Here is a 15,198-nt window from a genome sequence, read left to right as displayed (position 1 = left end):
GGGGGACAAGCCTGTGATTTTAGAACGTGTCGGCCCCCTTTGGGGGCACCGCCTGCCACCGGTGGACGCCGGGTCCGTCCAAGGTGGGGTGGGCAGGAGCAGCGTGGACGGGTAATGTTCAGCCCCTTGCGCTCGCCACTGCCTACACTATTGCCGTGTCCTTGCTCCCTTCGCCAATGAAATCCACCGCGTTGCTGACCCTGGCCTGCCTGTCGGCGCTGGCCGCCGTGGCCCAGGCGCAGGAGGCCGAGCCCCGCAACCGGGTGGTGATCGTGGAGAACGTGAAGTTCGACTACGCGCAGGTGCTGAACGTCGAGCCCGTGTTCCAGACCCTGCGCGCGACCCGCACCGAAGAACACTGCGAGCCGGTCTCGACCCGGACTCTGGCGCCGGTCAATGTCACCGGCGAGGAGCCGGTCGAGGACAAGGGCCGGATCAGCCGCTTCTGGGACTCGGTGCGCTCGATGTTCAAGCGCAGCGATGAAGAGGTCTCCGAGGACGCCGCCGCCGAGTCACCCGCCCCGGCGCCGGCACCGGCCAACAATGGCCCGATGCTGACCCGTGACTGCCGTATCGTGCCGGTGGGGCGTGAATTCCGCAGGCCCATCGCCTACGACGTGGATTACGTCTACAAGGGCACCAAGTACCGCTCACGGCTGCCGGAAGACCCCGGCAACCGGCTCAAGATCCGGGTGTCTATCACCCCTTGGGTCGGCCCCGAGCAGGGCGCCACGGGCAATCCCTGATTCTGCGACCCCGGCCCCTTGCGTCGGCCCCGGCCGCATGCAAAGATGGTTGACCATGAAGCTCACCGACTTCCAGCACGACAGCAGCGCAGCCCGACAGGCGTCGGGCATGACCTCGCGTGCGCGTCGACCGGAACCCCACATCCTCGCTGGGTAACCGGAGCTTTTTGCTGTTCGTCCGAAAAAAACCCAGCCGCCCGGCTGGGTTTTTTCGTTTCTGCGTTCTGAAAGCTGCAACTGCAACCTTTTCGTTCCACCTTTGCTTCCTGTTTTCCCTTCCACCGCGTCGAACCCGGCGCCGCCACGCAAGGAAAGATGATGTCCCCCAAGCACTTCCTGAACACCCAGGACTGGAGCCGCAGCGAACTTGACGCGCTGCTGACCCAGGCCGCGCTGTTCAAGCGCAACAAGCTCGGCGACCAACTCAAGGGCAAGTCGATCGCGCTGGTGTTCTTCAATCCGTCCATGCGCACCCGCACCAGCTTCGAACTGGGCGCGTTCCAGCTCGGCGCCCACGCGGTGGTGCTGCAGCCGGGCAAGGATGCGTGGCCGATCGAGTTCAACCTCGGCACGGTGATGGACGGCGATACCGAAGAGCACATCGCTGAAGTGGCCAAGGTGCTGGGCCGTTACTGCGACATCATCGCCGTGCGCGCGTTCCCCAAGTTCATCGACTGGGCCTACGACCGCCAGGACATCGTCCTCAACAGCTTCGCCAAGTACTCGCCGGTGCCGGTCATCAACATGGAGACCATCACCCACCCGTGCCAGGAACTGGCCCACGTGATGGCCCTGCAGGAGCACTTCGGCACCCAGGACCTGCGTGGCAAGAAGTACGTGCTGACCTGGACCTACCACCCCAAGCCGCTGAACACCGCCGTGGCCAACTCGGCGCTGACCATCGCCACGCGCATGGGGATGGACGTGACCCTGCTGTGCCCGACCGCCGACTACATCCTCGACGACCGCTACATGGGCTGGGCCGAGCAGAACGTGGCCGAGAGCGGCGGTTCGCTGAAGATCAGCCATGACATCGACAGCGCCTACGCCGGCGCCGACGTGGTCTACGCCAAGAGCTGGGGGGCGCTGCCGTTCTTCGGCAACTGGGAGCCTGAAAAGCCGATCCGCGACCAGTTCAGGCACTTCATCGTGGACGAGCGGAAGATGGCGCTGACCAACAATGGTGTGTTCAGCCACTGCCTGCCGCTGCGCCGGAACGTGAAGGCCACCGATGGCGTGATGGATTCGCCGCAGTGCATCGCCATCAACGAAGCCGAGAACCGCCTGCACGTGCAGAAGGCGATCATGGCCGCGGTTGCCGGGCGCTGATTTTTTCCGATTCAATCATTTCCGCCGGGCACGGCCCGGCGCTACCAGGACATACCCTCCCCATGAGCAACAAAGACGTCGTTCTCGCCTTCTCCGGCGGCCTGGATACCAGCTTCTGCGTGCCGTACCTGCAGGAGCGTGGCTACAACGTGCACACCGTGTTCGCCGACACCGGCGGCGTGGATGATGAAGAGCGCGATTTCATCGAAAAGCGCGCCGCCGAGCTGGGCGTGACCAGCCACGTTACCGTCAACGGTGGCCCGGCCATCTGGGAAGGCTTCGTCAAGCCGTTCGTGTGGGCCGGTGAAGGCTACCAGGGCCAGTACCCGCTGCTGGTGTCGGACCGTTACCTGATCGTCGATGCCGCGCTGAAGCGTGCCGCCGAACTGGGCACCAACATCATCGCCCACGGCTGCACCGGCATGGGCAACGACCAGGTCCGCTTCGACCTGGCCGTGAAGGCACTGGGCGACTACCAGATCATCGCGCCGATCCGCGAGATCCAGAAGGAACACACCCAGACCCGCGCCTACGAGCAGAAGTACCTGGAAGAGCGCGGCTTCGGCGTGCGCGCCAAGCAGCAGGCCTACACCATCAACGAGAACCTGCTGGGCCTGACCATGTCCGGCGGCGAGATCGACCGCTGGGAAGCCCCGGGCGAGGGCGCCCGTGGCTGGTGCGCACCGCGCAGCGAGTGGCCGGAGCAGGCGCTGACGGTCACCCTGAAGTTCGTCGAAGGCGAAGCGGTTGAACTGAACGGCAAGGCGCTGCCGGGCGACCAGATCCTGGCCCAGCTCAACAAGCTGTTCGCCCCGTACGGCGTTGGCCGCGGCGTCTACACCGGCGATACCGTGATCGGCCTGAAGGGCCGCATCGTGTTCGAGGCCCCGGGCCTGGTTTCGCTGCTGGCCGCACACCGCGCGCTGGAAGATGCGGTGCTGACCAAGCAGCAGAACCGCTTCAAGCCGGACGTGGCGCGCAAGTGGGTGGAGCTGGTGTACGAAGGCTTCTACCACGACCCGCTGAAGACCGACATCGAAGCGTTCCTGAAGTCCTCGCAGGCCAAGGTCAACGGTGAAGTGGTGCTGGAGACCCGTGGTGGCCGCGTCGATGCAGTGGCGGTGAAGTCGCCGCACCTGCTCAACACCAAGGGTGCCACCTACGCGCAGTCGGCCGACTGGGGCGTGGAAGAGGCCGAGGGCTTCATCAAGCTGTTCGGCATGAGCTCGACGCTTTACGCGCAAGTCAACCGCTGAGCGGTTGACCACGCATTCCACCTCAACCCTGCGCCGTTGGCGCGCCCCCTTCAACAAGAAGGGGGCTCTCCACCAGACGCATTCCGGTAGCGCCGGGCCATGCCCGGCGGAATTCCACAGGATTGTTGATTCATGCTTGAACAGACGCTCGATCACCTGCAGGCGCTGGTGTCCTTCGACACCCGCAACCCGCCGCGTGCGATCACCACCGGTGGCATCTTCGATTACCTGCGCGCGAACCTGCCCGGCTTCAACGTCGAGGTGATCGACCACGGCGCCGGTGCGGTCAGCCTGTACGCCGTGCGCGGGACGCCGAAGTACCTGTTCAACGTACACCTGGATACCGTGCCGGATTCGCCGCACTGGAGTGCCGACCCGCACGTGATGCGCCGCCTGGACGACCGCGTGGTCGGTCTGGGCGTGTGTGACATCAAGGGCGCGGCCGCCGCACTGGTGGCCGCAGCCAATGCCAGCGACGGTGACGCAGCCTTCCTGTTCTCCAGCGATGAAGAAGCCAACGATCCGCGCTGCATCGCTGCGTTCCTGGCCCGTGGCCTGCCGTATGAAGCGGTGCTGGTGGCCGAGCCGACCATGAGCGAGGCGGTGCTGGCGCACCGTGGCATCAGCTCGGTGCTGATGCAGTTCGCTGGCCGCGCGGGGCATGCCTCGGGCAAGCAGGATGCAGCCGCCAGCGCGCTGCATCAGGCCATGCGCTGGGGCAACCGCGCGCTGGACCACGTGGAATCGCTGGCGTCGGCGCGCTTCGGCGGGCTGACCGGCCTGCGCTTCAACATCGGTCGCGTCGAAGGTGGCATCAAGGCCAACATGATCGCGCCCGCTGCCGAAGTGCGCTTCGGTTTCCGTCCGCTGCCGTCGATGGATATCGATGCGTTGCTGGCGACCTTTGCCGGCTTCGCCGAGCCGCAGGCGGCACTGTTCACCGAAACCTTCCGTGGCCCCAGCCTGCCGGCCGGTGACATCGCCGAAGCCGAGAACCGCCGCCTGCTGGCGCGCGACGTGGCCGATGCGCTGGACCTGCCGATCGGCAACGCGGTGGACTTCTGGACCGAGGCCTCGCTGTTCTCGGCCGGTGGCTACACCACGCTGGTGTTCGGCCCGGGCGACATCGCCCAGGCCCACACCGCCGACGAGTTCGTGACGCTGGAGCAGCTGCAGCGCTACACCGACGCCGTGCACCGCATCATCGCCGCCGGCGCCTGATTCTTCCCTTTCCGACGAAACCGAAATGTCTCCTGCCCTCCAGCCCCACCGCCAGACCCGCCAGACCATCGTGCGCCTGCTTTCCAGCATGGCCAGCGCGAAGGAGATCAGCCAGTACCTCAAGCGCTTTTCGCAGCTGGATGCCAAGCGCTTCGCCGTGGTCAAGGTCGGCGGCGCGGTGCTGCGCGACGACCTCGACGCGCTGACCTCCTCGCTGTCGTTCCTGCAGGAGGTCGGTCTGACCCCGATCGTGCTGCACGGCGCCGGCCCGCAGCTGGATGCCGAGTTGTCGGCCGCTGGCATCGAGAAGCAGACCGTGAACGGCCTGCGCGTGACCTCGCCGGAAGCGCTGGCGATCGTGCGCCGGGTGTTCCAGCAGTCCAACCTGCGCCTGGTCGAGGCGCTGCAGCAGAACGGCGCGCGCGCCACCTCGATCACCGGTGGTGTGTTCGAGGCCGAGTACCTGGACGTGGACACCTACGGCCTGGTCGGCGAGGTGAAGAAGGTCAACCTGGCGCCAATCGAGGCCAGCCTGCGCGCCGGTTCGATCCCGGTCATCACCAGCCTGGGTGAGACCGCCGGCGGCCAGATCCTCAACGTCAACGCCGACTTCGCCGCCAACGAGCTGGTGCAGGAACTGCAGCCGTACAAGATCATCTTCCTGACCGGCACCGGCGGCCTGCTGGACGAGCAGGGCAACGTGATCGATTCGATCAACCTGTCCACCGAGTACGACCACCTGATCGCGCAGCCGTGGATCCACGGCGGCATGAAGGTGAAGATCGAACAGATCAAGGATCTGCTTGATCGCCTGCCGCTGGAATCGTCGGTGTCGATCACCCGTCCGGCCGACCTGGCCAAGGAACTGTTCACCCACAAGGGCTCGGGCACGCTGGTACGCAAGGGCGAGAAAGTACTGCGCGCCACCGCCTGGGACGAACTGGACCTGCCGCGCCTGAAGGGCCTGATCGAATCCAGTTTCGGCCGCACCCTGGTGCCGGACTACTTCGAGAAGACCAAACTGTTGCGTGCCTATGTCAGCGAGAACTACCGCACCGCGGTGATCCTCACCGACGAGGCAGAGGGCGTGTACCTGGACAAGTTCGCCGTGCTCGACGACGCGCAGGGCGAGGGCCTGGGCCGCGCAGTATGGAACGTGATGCTGGAGGAAACCCCGCAGCTGTTCTGGCGCTCGCGCCACGGCAACCCGATCAATCACTTCTACTACGCCGAGTCCGATGGCTGCTACAAGCAGGATCAGTGGAAGGTGTTCTGGTTCGGTGCCGATGGCATCGACCGGATCAAGACCTATGTCGATCATTGCGCGCAGCGCACCCCGAGCCTGCAGGGCTGAGCGATGAGCAACCTCGATGCCTGGAACACGGTTCCCACCCTGCGCGGCCAGCACGTAACCCTGCAGCCGCTGCAGATGGAGCACGTGCCGGGCCTGCGCGATGCGCTTGAAGGCAGCGGCCTGGACCAGCTCTGGTACACCCAGGTGCCGTCACCGCAGCGGGTCGAGCACTATGTGCAGGCCGCGCTGCAGGCGCAGGCTGAAGGCAAGGTGCTGCCCTTCGTGATCCGCGATGCGGCGGGTGAGATCATCGGCAGCACGCGCTTCTACGACATGGATGCCGGGGTGCCCAAGCTCAGTCTCGGCTACACCTGGTATGCGCCGCGTGTGCAGCGCACCGGCGCCAACACCGAAGCCAAGCTGTTGCTGCTGCAGCACGCCTTCGAGGCCATGGGCTGCATCAGCGTGGTGCTGGAAACCAGCTGGTTCAACTTTACTTCGCGTACCGCCATCGCCCGCCTCGGCGCCAAGCAGGACGGCGTGCTGCGCAACCACAAGCGGCATGCCGACGGCACGCCGCGCGACACCGTCATCTTCTCCATCATCGATGCGGAATGGCAGGGCGTGAAGCGCCACCTGCAGTACCGCCTGGACAGTCACGCATGAACGATTCGACTTTCACCCTGGGTATCGTCGGTGCCCGCGGCCATACCGGTGCCGAGCTGATCAAGCTGGTGGCCGCCCATCCGCGGCTGAAACTGGCTTTCGTCTCCTCGCGCGAGCGCGCCGGGCAGCGCCTGTCCGATCACCATCCGGAATTCCAGGGTGACCTGCAGTACGAGAACCTGGACGCCGACGCGGTGGCCGCCAAGGGCGTGGATGCGGTGATCCTGGCCCTGCCCAATGGCCTGGCCGCGCCGTTCGTGGCCGCGCTTGAAACCGCGAAGCCGGACACTGTCATCGTCGATCTCTCGGCCGACTACCGCTTCGACAACAGCTGGTACTACGGCCTGCCGGAGCTGACCCGCGGCCGCTACAACGGCCAGAAGCACATCAGCAACCCGGGCTGCTATGCCACGGCAATGCAGCTGGCGGTGCATCCGCTGCTGGACCTGCTGGCCGGTCCGCCGCAGTGCTTCGGTGTCTCCGGCTACTCCGGTGCCGGTACCACGCCGTCGGACAAGAACAACGTTGAACTGCTGGCCGACAACCTGATGCCGTATGCCCTGGCCAACCACGTGCACGAGCGCGAAGTGTCCGTGCAGCTGGGCGTGGCGGTCGAGTTCATGCCGCACGTCGCGCCGCATTTCCGTGGCATCACGCTCACCGCCAATCTGTGGCTGAACCGGGTGCAGACCCGCGAGCAGATCGTCGAGCGCTTCCAGCAGGCCTATGCCGGCGAACCCTTGATCGAAGTGGTGGATGAAGCGCCGTGGGTCAGCCGCATTGCCGGTCGCCACGGTGCCCAGGTCGGTGGCTTCACCCTGGCCCCGGGCGGCAAGCGGGTCGTGGTGGTGGCGACCCTGGACAACCTGCTCAAGGGCGCGGCCACGCAGGCCATGCAGAACCTCAACCTCGCGCTGGGCATCGACGAACTGACGTCGATCCCGCACTGAACACGTATTCCGGAGCCCCCATGGCAGACCTTCTTTGGCAGAAGCCCGGCGTCGCCGTCGACGCCCAGATCCAGACCTTCCTCGCCGGCGACGACGTGATCCTCGATCGCGAATTCTTCCTGCACGACATCGCCGCCAGCGCCGCGCATGCACAAGGCCTGCAGCACATCGGCATCCTCAGCGCCGACGAGCTGGAAGGCCTGCTGCGCGAACTGGAGATCCTGGCGCAGGACTTCCGCGAAGGCCGCTTCGTGCTGGATACGCAGTACGAAGATGGCCACTCGGCGATCGAAGCGCGGTTGACCGAACGCCTCGGCGACGCCGGCCGCAAGGTCCACACCGGCCGCAGCCGCAACGACCAGATCCTGGTGGCCACCCGCCTGTGGCTGAAAGAGAAGCTGCAGCGCGTGGCGCAGCTCAGCGCCGACGTGGCCAAGGTCGCGCTGGACCGTGCGCAGGCCGAGAAGGACCTGCCGATACCCGGCTATACCCACATCCAGCGTGCCGTGGTGTCCTCGGCCGGCATGTGGTGGGCGGGCTGGTCCGAGGCCTTCATCGACAATGCCATCCGCGCCCGTGACACCCATGCACTGATCGATGCCAACCCGCTGGGCACCGCCGCCGGTTATGGCGTCAATCTGCCGCTGGACCGCGAACACACCACGGCTGCGCTCGGTTTCGCGCGCATGCAGATCTCGCCGATCTACGCGCAGCTGTCGCGGGGCAAGTTCGAGCTGGCCGCGCTGGAAGCACTGGGTGGTGCCACGCTGGACCTGCGCCGCATTGCCTGGGACCTGTCGCTGTTCACCAGCGCCGAGTTCGGCTTCGTCGCACTGCCGGCGCAGTACACCACCGGCAGCTCGATCATGCCCAACAAGCGCAACCCGGATGTGATCGAGCTGATGCGCGCCACCCATGCCAGCGTCGCCGCCGCGCGCACCGAGATCGAGCAGCTGCTGTCGCTGCCGTCCGGCTACCATCGCGACCTGCAGTCGTCCAAGGGCGCCATCTTCCATGGCTTCGGCCGTGGCCTGGCCGCGCTGGAACTGCTGCCGGCGCTGCTGGCCAATCTGGAATGGCGTGACGACAAGCTGCGTGCGGCCATCGATTCGGGCATGTATGCCACCGACGTGGCGGTGGAAGCGGCCGTGGCCGGCGTGCCGTTCCGTGAGGCCTACAAGGCCGCAGCTGCCGGTGCCGACAGTGCAGGGCAGGGGCGTACCCCGGAAGGCAGCCTCGCCGCGCGCGTGTCGCCGGGTTCGGCCGCCGACCTGCGCCTGGACGAACTGCGCGCGCGCTGGCAGGCGCTGTCCTGATGGCGGGCACTGTCTACCTGGTGATGGCGATGCGCCGGCCGGACTTCAACGATGCAGCGGTGCAGCCGCACCGCGATTTCCTCGATGCGTTGCAGGCGCAGGGCAAGCTGCAGCTGACTGGTGGTTTCGCCGACGGCAGTGGTGGCGCCTATGTGCTGTGCAACGTGGACAGCCTGGCGCAGGCGCAGGCCATCGTCGCCACCGATCCGCTGGTGACGATGCATGCCTCCGACCTGACCGTGCACGAATGGAACACCCGCTGAGGCCCTGACTGATGACTCTGCATGCCAGCCACGTCGCTTCGCCGTTCCCGGAACAGGCGCTGCCGCCGTGGCGGCGTGCGGTGCTGAAAGTGGGCAGCAGCCTGCTCGCCGCCGATGGCGGCGGCCTGTCGCCCCGCCACGCGCTGGGCCTGGCACAGTTCGTTTCTGCCAATGTACTGGCCGGACGTGAGGTGGTGATCGTGTCGTCCGGTGCGGTTGCGGCCGGGCGCGCGATCCTGCCGCGGGCCGATGAGCCCGGTGCGGCGATGGCGGCGCGCCAGGCGCTGGCCGCGCTCGGCCAGGCCCAGCTGATCGGGCTCTGGCAGCGCTTCTTCGAGCGCCCGGTGGCGCAGGTGCTGCTGACCCACGACGACCTGCGCAACCGCCGCCGCTACCTCAACGCACGCGCTACCCTCAACGAACTGCTGCGGCTGGGTGCGTTGCCGGTGGTCAACGAGAACGACACCGTGTCGGTGGACGAGCTCAAGCTCGGCGACAACGACAACCTGGCCGCGACCGTGGCGGCGCTGGTCGATGCCGACGCACTGTTCATCGCCACTGACATCGACGGCCTGTACAGCGCCGACCCGCGCACCGTGGCCGACGCGCGGCCGTTGCACGACGTGCCGGAACTGAGTGACGAGGTGCTGGCGATGGCCGGTGGCGCCGGCTCGCGCGCTGGTACCGGCGGCATGCGCACCAAGCTGGAGGCGGCGGCGAAGGCCGGTCGCCTCGGCATAGAAACCTATCTGTTCAATGGCCGCAGTGGCGACGTGGTGCGCGCGCTGGCGCAGGATCGCCTGTTCGGTACCCGTATCCACGCCGCACGCAGCCGCGAGGCCGCACGCAAGCACTGGCTGCGGCACGCGCCGCTGGTCGAGGGCGCGATCGTGATCGATGCCGGCGCGGCGCAGGCCATGCGCGAGAAGGGCGCCTCGCTGCTGCCCGGTGGCATCACCGGCGCGGAGGGCGCGTTCCGCCGTGGCGACATGGTGCAGGTGTGCTGGAACGCGCCGCAGGGCCGTGTCTGCGTCGCGCGCGGCGTCAGCCAGTACGCGGCCGATGATGTGCGCCGGATCGCCGGCCGCCATTCGCGCGACATCGAGGCCGTGCTGGGCTACAACTACGGCGGCAGCGTCGTCCATCGCGACGATCTGGTGCTGCCATGACCGGTTTGAAGGACTCCCCGATGAGCGACATCGAAACGCAGGCGCGTGCCTGCCGTGACGCGGCCCAGAACGTTGCCGGCCTCGACAGTGCGGCCCGCCGCACGCTGCTGCTGGCCATGGCACAGGCGCTGGAAGTGAATGCCGGGCTGATCCTTGCCGGTAATGCACGTGACCTCGCCGCCGCGCGCGACAAGGGCGTTGGCAGCGCCATGCTCGACCGCCTGGCGCTGGACCCGGCACGCCTGTTCGCGATGGCCGAAGCCGTGCGTGAGGTCGCCGCGCTGCCCGATCCCGTCGGCCAGATCACCCGCGACGATGTGCGTCCAAACGGCATCCGCGTGCAGAAGGTACGCGTGCCGCTGGGTGTGATCGCAATGATCTATGAGGCGCGCCCGAACGTGACCGCCGAAGCGGCTGCGCTGTGCCTGAAGGCCGGCAATGGTGTGATCCTGCGCGGTGGCTCCGAAGCGATCCATTCCAACACAGCCATCGCCCAGGCGTTGGCAGGCGCGCTCAAGGCCAATGGCGTGCCACCGGCGGCGGTGACCGTGCTGACCGACCTGCGCCGAGAAGCGATGCTGGAACTGCTGCAGCTGCATGAACTGATCGATCTGGCGATTCCGCGCGGCGGCGAAGGCCTGATCCGCTTCGTTGCCGAACATGCGCGGGTGCCGGTGATCAAGCACTACAAGGGTGTCTGCCACCTGTTCGTGGATGCCAGCGCCGACCTCGGCAAAGCCATCGATCTGCTGGTGGACGGAAAGTGCAGTCGTCCGTCGGCCTGCAATTCGCTGGAGACCCTGCTGGTGCACCGCGATGTGGCCGAAGCGTTCCTGCCGCGCGTGGCACAGGCGCTCGGCGAGCGCGGCGTGGAGCTGCGCGCCGACGCGGCTGCGCAGCCGTTGCTGCCGGGTAGCACCGCAGCCACCGATGCGGATTACGCCGCCGAGTTCCTGGATCTGGTGTTGGCCGTGCGGGTGGTGGATGACCTCGATGCGGCCATCGCGCACATCCGCCGCTATACCTCCGACCATACCGAAGTGATTGCGACCGAAGACGCGGTCCACGCCGAGCGCTTCGTCAACGCGCTGCGTTCGGCGGTGGTGATGGTGAATGCCTCATCGCGCTTTTCCGATGGTGGGCAGTTGGGCCTGGGCAGCGAGATCGGTATTTCCACCACGCGCCTGCACGCCTACGGCCCGATGGGCCTGGAAGCACTCACCGTCGAACGATTTGTCGTGCGCGGTGAAGGGCAGACGCGCACGTAGATCCACGCCGTGCGTGGATGCTCTTCGCGGTAGACCCCGGTGCCGACCAAGGTCGGCATCTACCAAAGCAAGTGCCGACCAGGGTCGGCACCCACCGGGTTGTCGGGTTACACCACCTCGCGGCGGATGCCGATCGGCCGCGCGTGATCGTCCATGTGCAGCGTGGCGGCCTTGCAGCCGAGCAGGCGCTCGGCCAGCCCGGTGCTGGCCCCCAGGTCGGCGGCCACTTCGTTGAGGCTGGCCAGCGGCCGCGGCAGGCGCCGGTCGTGGCCGCGGAAGCGCGCGCGGTTGTACTCGGCCCAGCCGATCAGCAGCACGCTGGCACACAGCAGCATCAGCGGCAGCGCCACCAGCACATAGGGGTCGAACTGGTTCTTGCGCTCGTACAGCTGCTGCCAGGCCATCTGCCCGCCGATCAGCCACGAGAGCAGGGTCACCAACGGTGCCCACAGGTAGAAGTAGAACCCCCAGAACGCGAGGGTGACGAAGCCCCAGGCGGTGCGCTGGAAGCGTGGTTGGCGATGCGGCTTGCGGATCATCCGCGAGTCGAAGCGGTTGGACGGGCGTTGTGCGTTCATCGGATCCCCCGATCGGGACTGGTCCAGGTGGCGCGCTTGCTGCGACGGCGCAGCAGGGTTTTCGGCAACGCCACCAGGGTGGTGGAAAGGCTGATCAACCAGTACGCCATCGGGTACCAGATGACCCAGAAGTAGTTGCGTCCAATCTGTGTTTCGTAACGACGGTCGATGATCAGGCTGCTGGCGAACTGCAGCAGGCAGACCAGGGCCAGGATCACGCCGTGCCATTCCGGCAGCAGGCTGGCGATATGCAGCTGCGGCGGCAGTTCGATGAACTTGCCCAGCGCCCACAGCACCACGATGAACAACATGGTGTAAGCCCAGATCACGCTCAGCACGTACTCCAGCAGTACGCCCCACATGCGCCGCTCCTTCCAGTGCAGCAGCGAGCGGGCGTGGCGCAGCATCACCTCCACGCCACCCTGGGCCCAGCGCAGCCGCTGCCTCCACAGCCCCTTCAGCGTTTCCGGCATCAGGATGAAGCACAGTGCGTTGGGTTCGTAGCGAATGTCCCAGTGCGCCCGCTGCAGGCGCCAGCTGATGTCGATGTCTTCGGTCACCATGTCGTCCGACCACCAGCCGACCTGGTGCAGCGCGGTACGACGGAAGCCGGCGATCACGCCGGAGATGGTGAATATGCGCCCGTATACCCGCTGCGCGCGCTTGATCATGCCGATGATCGAGGAGAACTCGGCCACCTGCAGGCGTCCGAGCAGGGTGGAGCGGTTGCGGATGCGCGGATTGCCGGTCACCGCGCCGACCCGGTTGCCGCTTACCAGGTGCCAGATCATCCAGTGCAGCGCGTGCTCCTCCAGCATCGCGTCGCCGTCGATGCACACCAGGTACTCCGAACGCGCGGCGAGTGCACCCATGCGCAGCGCATTGGCCTTGCCCAGGTTGCGGTCCAGGTGCAGCACGCGCAGCCGTGGGTGCTTTGCTGCCAGGGCGTCCAGCCGCGCACCGGTGTCGTCGCTGCTGCCGTCGTCGATGGCGATCACTTCGTAGTCGGCCGGGTAGCGCTGTGCCAGCGCCGCGCCGAGCGTGTCGTCGAGGTTCGCGGACTCGTTGTGACAGGGAATCAGCAGGCTCGCGAACGGTGGATCGACCATCAGCGGCGGGTCGTTGCGTGGACGCGAATGGCGTTCGCGCCGGAAGTAGTAATACAGGCCGCCCGACATCCAGAAGAACGCCATCACCATCGGGTAGTAGAAGGCGAACTGGAACAGGACCTGCAGCAACGGATGCATGTCCATGTCACTTCTCCGGGTACGGGAAGTTGCCGGCGGACATGGCCGCGCGGGCATCATGGGTGGAGGGCTGGTCGGCGATGAAATCATCCGGGTACCAGGCGAAGTGATGCACCCCCTGGGCCTGCAGCTGGCGGATCTGCGCGCGCAGGCGTTCGGCGGGAATTGGCTGGCCGCTGCGCCAATCCACGGTCTGCAGTTCGAACAGGGTGTGCTGCAGCTGGGGGTCATGCGCGCGCACAGCGGCCAGCAGCTGGTCCAGCCAGCGCTCGGGGTGCTTGCTGCCTTCCATCCACGGCATCGCCATCAGTGCGGTCTGGTCGTAGGCCTTGTTGAACAGGTCCAGGCGCTGCGCGAACCAGGCTTCGCTCTGCGGGCGCAGCACCGGCTCCGCGTACAGGTTGCGCACCGTGGCCAGCTTAGGCCGCCAACGCTGCGCACTGTCGCGCAGGGCCAGGGTGAAGTCGATCAGCGCCCGGGTGCGAGCGCTGCCATCGTCGCCGGCCGCCAGCGTCGGCAGTTCTGTGTCGCGTAGATAGCCATCGTCATGGAAGAGCAGGCCTTCGAAGTACGAGTTGACCGCCAAGTCCTCGTAGATGTCGAGCATGATCTGGCGGGCCTTCGGGTTGGTGAAATCCAGCCGGTACATGCCATCGGCATCGCCGTTGCGGATCGCCAGCGCCTTGCGCTGCGCCGGGTCGGGCAGCTCGAAGCCGAGCACCGGCAGCCATGCGTAGACCTTCACCCCCGCACGCGATTTCAGCTGCCAGGCAACGCGGCTGAACAGGTCCGCGCGCATCGGCATGTGGCGGTTCGGGAAGTACAGTGCATCGGCGGTGTTGTTGCCGTCCGGATCGGCGAACGCCTGCAGGTAGACGTGCGTCGGCGCGATGCGCTTGACCCGCTCGATCAGCGCATCCAGATTGCGCGCCTGCTGTGCGGGGTCGGGGTCGTACACATCATCCAGGTCGATCTGCAGGGCACGGATGCCATCGAGCGCGACGTCGCGGCGCAGTTCGTAGGCCAGCGCCTCCACGGTCGGGTTGTCGCTGACCAGGAAGCGCGCCAGGCCATGCAGGTCGCTGGCCACCGGCGTGCTGCGGCCTTCCAGATCGAAGGACACTGGCATGCCCAGCTGCTCGGCAATGTCGTTGCTCAGCTGGTTGTAGGCGGCATAGGGCCAGACGATGGCGCGCGGGCGCACGCCCAGGTGCTGCTGGATGCGTTGCACACTGCGGCCGAGATCGGCGCGCAGGCGCTGCTCGTACTGTGGCTCGCTCTCGTAGCTGTGCGTGGCCGGTCGGTAGATGCGGGTCACGACAGCAGGGGTGGAATTTCCCTGCGGGTTGGCAAGCACCCCGTGGTGCAGATCGTCGGTATGGCTGGCCACCTCGATCAGGCCGCTGTCGTGCATCTGCTTCAGCTGTGCCCAGGTGATGAAGTCGTCGCGGCCGAACGGGCGGTAGCCATAGTCAATGGTGCGGCCCGGTGCCATGTCCACGTAGTCGGTGATCACCGCCACCAGCGCCGGATAGCGGTAGGCCTGCAGCAGCGGGAAGGCCTTGTCGTAGACGCTGCGCAGGCCGTCATCGAAGGTCAGCAGTACCGGTTTCGGAGGCAGCGTGGCGCGCCCCTGCGAGGCCGCGATCACCTGCGACAGCGACACCGGGTGGTAACCGTGTGCCCCCAGCCAGTCCAGGTGGGCGGCGAAGTTCTGCGTGCTCACCGCATAGGTATCGGCATCCCCCTTGGCTGCGACCTGGTCGCGGATGTCGTGGTAGCTGAGGATCAGCAGGCCGTTGTCGATCGCATCGAGATGCAGGGCCTGCTGCGCGAAGGCCGGCGGCGCAGCCGACAGCAGCAGGAGCACGATCAGGCGCAGGATGCGGGTCATG

The 15,198-nt window shown here is 66.7% G+C and carries 14 protein-coding genes; 11 read left to right on the top strand and 3 right to left on the bottom strand.

Annotated features, from left to right (window positions below):
* The first annotated feature begins 176 nt into the window (after positions 1–176).
* The 11 genes from ACTJJM_RS10015 (at position 177) to ACTJJM_RS09965 (ending at position 11,478) form a co-directional block, all read left to right on the top strand.
* On the top strand, positions 177–746 hold the full coding sequence (locus tag ACTJJM_RS10015; RefSeq protein ID WP_019336652.1) for a hypothetical protein: 570 nt from the start codon (positions 177–179) through the stop codon (positions 744–746).
* Positions 747–1,064: 318 nt separating this feature from the next.
* A complete protein-coding gene (locus tag ACTJJM_RS10010) occupies positions 1,065–2,075 on the top strand; it encodes an N-acetylornithine carbamoyltransferase (RefSeq protein WP_126559466.1) in 1,011 nt (336 codons plus the stop codon).
* 62 nt (positions 2,076–2,137) lie between these two features.
* Positions 2,138–3,331: an argininosuccinate synthase gene (locus ACTJJM_RS10005; protein WP_049447895.1), complete on the top strand. Its 1,194-nt coding sequence runs from the start codon at positions 2,138–2,140 to the stop codon at positions 3,329–3,331.
* A gap of 132 nt (positions 3,332–3,463) precedes the next feature.
* The gene (locus tag ACTJJM_RS10000) at positions 3,464–4,552 is read left to right on the top strand and encodes an acetylornithine deacetylase (RefSeq protein ID WP_010486641.1); all 1,089 of its coding nucleotides are present in this window, start codon (positions 3,464–3,466) and stop codon (positions 4,550–4,552) included.
* 25 nt (positions 4,553–4,577) lie between these two features.
* Complete coding sequence (locus tag ACTJJM_RS09995; protein WP_010486643.1) at positions 4,578–5,906, top strand: acetylglutamate kinase; 1,329 nt, start codon at positions 4,578–4,580, stop codon at positions 5,904–5,906.
* 3 nt (positions 5,907–5,909) lie between these two features.
* Complete coding sequence (locus ACTJJM_RS09990; RefSeq protein WP_010486646.1) at positions 5,910–6,512, top strand: GNAT family N-acetyltransferase; 603 nt, start codon at positions 5,910–5,912, stop codon at positions 6,510–6,512.
* On the top strand, positions 6,509–7,462 hold the full coding sequence (gene argC, locus ACTJJM_RS09985; RefSeq protein ID WP_010486648.1) for an N-acetyl-gamma-glutamyl-phosphate reductase: 954 nt from the start codon (positions 6,509–6,511) through the stop codon (positions 7,460–7,462). Before ACTJJM_RS09990 ends, argC begins: the two co-directional genes overlap by 4 nt.
* A gap of 20 nt (positions 7,463–7,482) precedes the next feature.
* Positions 7,483–8,778, top strand: a complete 1,296-nt coding sequence (argH, locus tag ACTJJM_RS09980; protein WP_241874254.1) for an argininosuccinate lyase — start codon at positions 7,483–7,485, stop codon at positions 8,776–8,778.
* Positions 8,778–9,041 carry a YciI family protein gene (locus tag ACTJJM_RS09975; RefSeq protein ID WP_019660495.1) on the top strand — a complete coding sequence of 88 codons (264 nt, stop codon included), beginning with the start codon at positions 8,778–8,780 and terminating at the stop codon, positions 9,039–9,041. The genes argH and ACTJJM_RS09975 overlap by 1 nt, the downstream gene beginning before the upstream one ends.
* Positions 9,042–9,052: 11 nt before the next feature.
* Positions 9,053–10,210, top strand: coding sequence for a glutamate 5-kinase (proB, locus tag ACTJJM_RS09970; RefSeq protein ID WP_440865443.1), 1,158 nt, complete (start codon positions 9,053–9,055; stop codon positions 10,208–10,210).
* Positions 10,207–11,478, top strand: coding sequence for a glutamate-5-semialdehyde dehydrogenase (locus ACTJJM_RS09965; protein WP_241873345.1), 1,272 nt, complete (start codon positions 10,207–10,209; stop codon positions 11,476–11,478). Before proB ends, ACTJJM_RS09965 begins: the two co-directional genes overlap by 4 nt.
* Positions 11,479–11,585: 107 nt before the next feature.
* Here the strand turns inward: ACTJJM_RS09965 and pgaD are convergent, their stop codons facing one another.
* The 3 genes from pgaD to pgaB are packed head-to-tail and all read right to left on the bottom strand — an operon-like array spanning position 11,586 to position 15,197.
* Positions 11,586–12,056, bottom strand: coding sequence for a poly-beta-1,6-N-acetyl-D-glucosamine biosynthesis protein PgaD (pgaD, locus tag ACTJJM_RS09960; protein ID WP_010486657.1), 471 nt, complete (start codon positions 12,054–12,056; stop codon positions 11,586–11,588).
* A complete protein-coding gene (gene pgaC, locus ACTJJM_RS09955; RefSeq protein ID WP_010486660.1) occupies positions 12,053–13,309 on the bottom strand; it encodes a poly-beta-1,6-N-acetyl-D-glucosamine synthase in 1,257 nt (418 codons plus the stop codon). The genes pgaD and pgaC overlap by 4 nt, the downstream gene beginning before the upstream one ends.
* A 1-nt stretch (position 13,310) precedes the next feature.
* Positions 13,311–15,197 (bottom strand): poly-beta-1,6-N-acetyl-D-glucosamine N-deacetylase PgaB, encoded by a 1,887-nt coding sequence (gene pgaB / locus ACTJJM_RS09950; protein WP_241874256.1) that lies wholly within the window; start codon positions 15,195–15,197, stop codon positions 13,311–13,313.
* Between the last annotated feature and the right edge of the window lies 1 nt (position 15,198).

Origin of the sequence: Stenotrophomonas sp. 22692, from assembly GCF_052045015.1 — a bacterium.
Classification (GTDB): Bacteria; Pseudomonadota; Gammaproteobacteria; order Xanthomonadales; family Xanthomonadaceae; genus Stenotrophomonas; species Stenotrophomonas geniculata.
The sequence above is the reverse complement of the archived record's forward strand: the minus strand, read 5'-3'. Positions and strand labels throughout refer to the sequence as shown.

Coding starts and splice junctions, on each gene's coding strand:
- ACTJJM_RS10010 (WP_126559466.1), top strand. CDS start 1,065: ATGTCCCCCAAGCACTTCCTGAACACCCAGGACTGGAGCCGCAGCGAA.
- ACTJJM_RS09965 (WP_241873345.1), top strand. CDS start 10,207: ATGACCGGTTTGAAGGACTCCCCGATGAGCGACATCGAAACGCAGGCG.
- ACTJJM_RS10015 (WP_019336652.1), top strand. CDS start 177: ATGAAATCCACCGCGTTGCTGACCCTGGCCTGCCTGTCGGCGCTGGCC.
- argC (WP_010486648.1), top strand. CDS start 6,509: ATGAACGATTCGACTTTCACCCTGGGTATCGTCGGTGCCCGCGGCCAT.
- proB (WP_440865443.1), top strand. CDS start 9,053: ATGACTCTGCATGCCAGCCACGTCGCTTCGCCGTTCCCGGAACAGGCG.
- ACTJJM_RS10000 (WP_010486641.1), top strand. CDS start 3,464: ATGCTTGAACAGACGCTCGATCACCTGCAGGCGCTGGTGTCCTTCGAC.
- ACTJJM_RS09995 (WP_010486643.1), top strand. CDS start 4,578: ATGTCTCCTGCCCTCCAGCCCCACCGCCAGACCCGCCAGACCATCGTG.
- ACTJJM_RS09990 (WP_010486646.1), top strand. CDS start 5,910: ATGAGCAACCTCGATGCCTGGAACACGGTTCCCACCCTGCGCGGCCAG.
- pgaB (WP_241874256.1), bottom strand. CDS start 15,197: ATGACCCGCATCCTGCGCCTGATCGTGCTCCTGCTGCTGTCGGCTGCG.
- ACTJJM_RS10005 (WP_049447895.1), top strand. CDS start 2,138: ATGAGCAACAAAGACGTCGTTCTCGCCTTCTCCGGCGGCCTGGATACC.
- ACTJJM_RS09975 (WP_019660495.1), top strand. CDS start 8,778: ATGGCGGGCACTGTCTACCTGGTGATGGCGATGCGCCGGCCGGACTTC.
- argH (WP_241874254.1), top strand. CDS start 7,483: ATGGCAGACCTTCTTTGGCAGAAGCCCGGCGTCGCCGTCGACGCCCAG.
- pgaC (WP_010486660.1), bottom strand. CDS start 13,309: ATGGACATGCATCCGTTGCTGCAGGTCCTGTTCCAGTTCGCCTTCTAC.
- pgaD (WP_010486657.1), bottom strand. CDS start 12,056: ATGAACGCACAACGCCCGTCCAACCGCTTCGACTCGCGGATGATCCGC.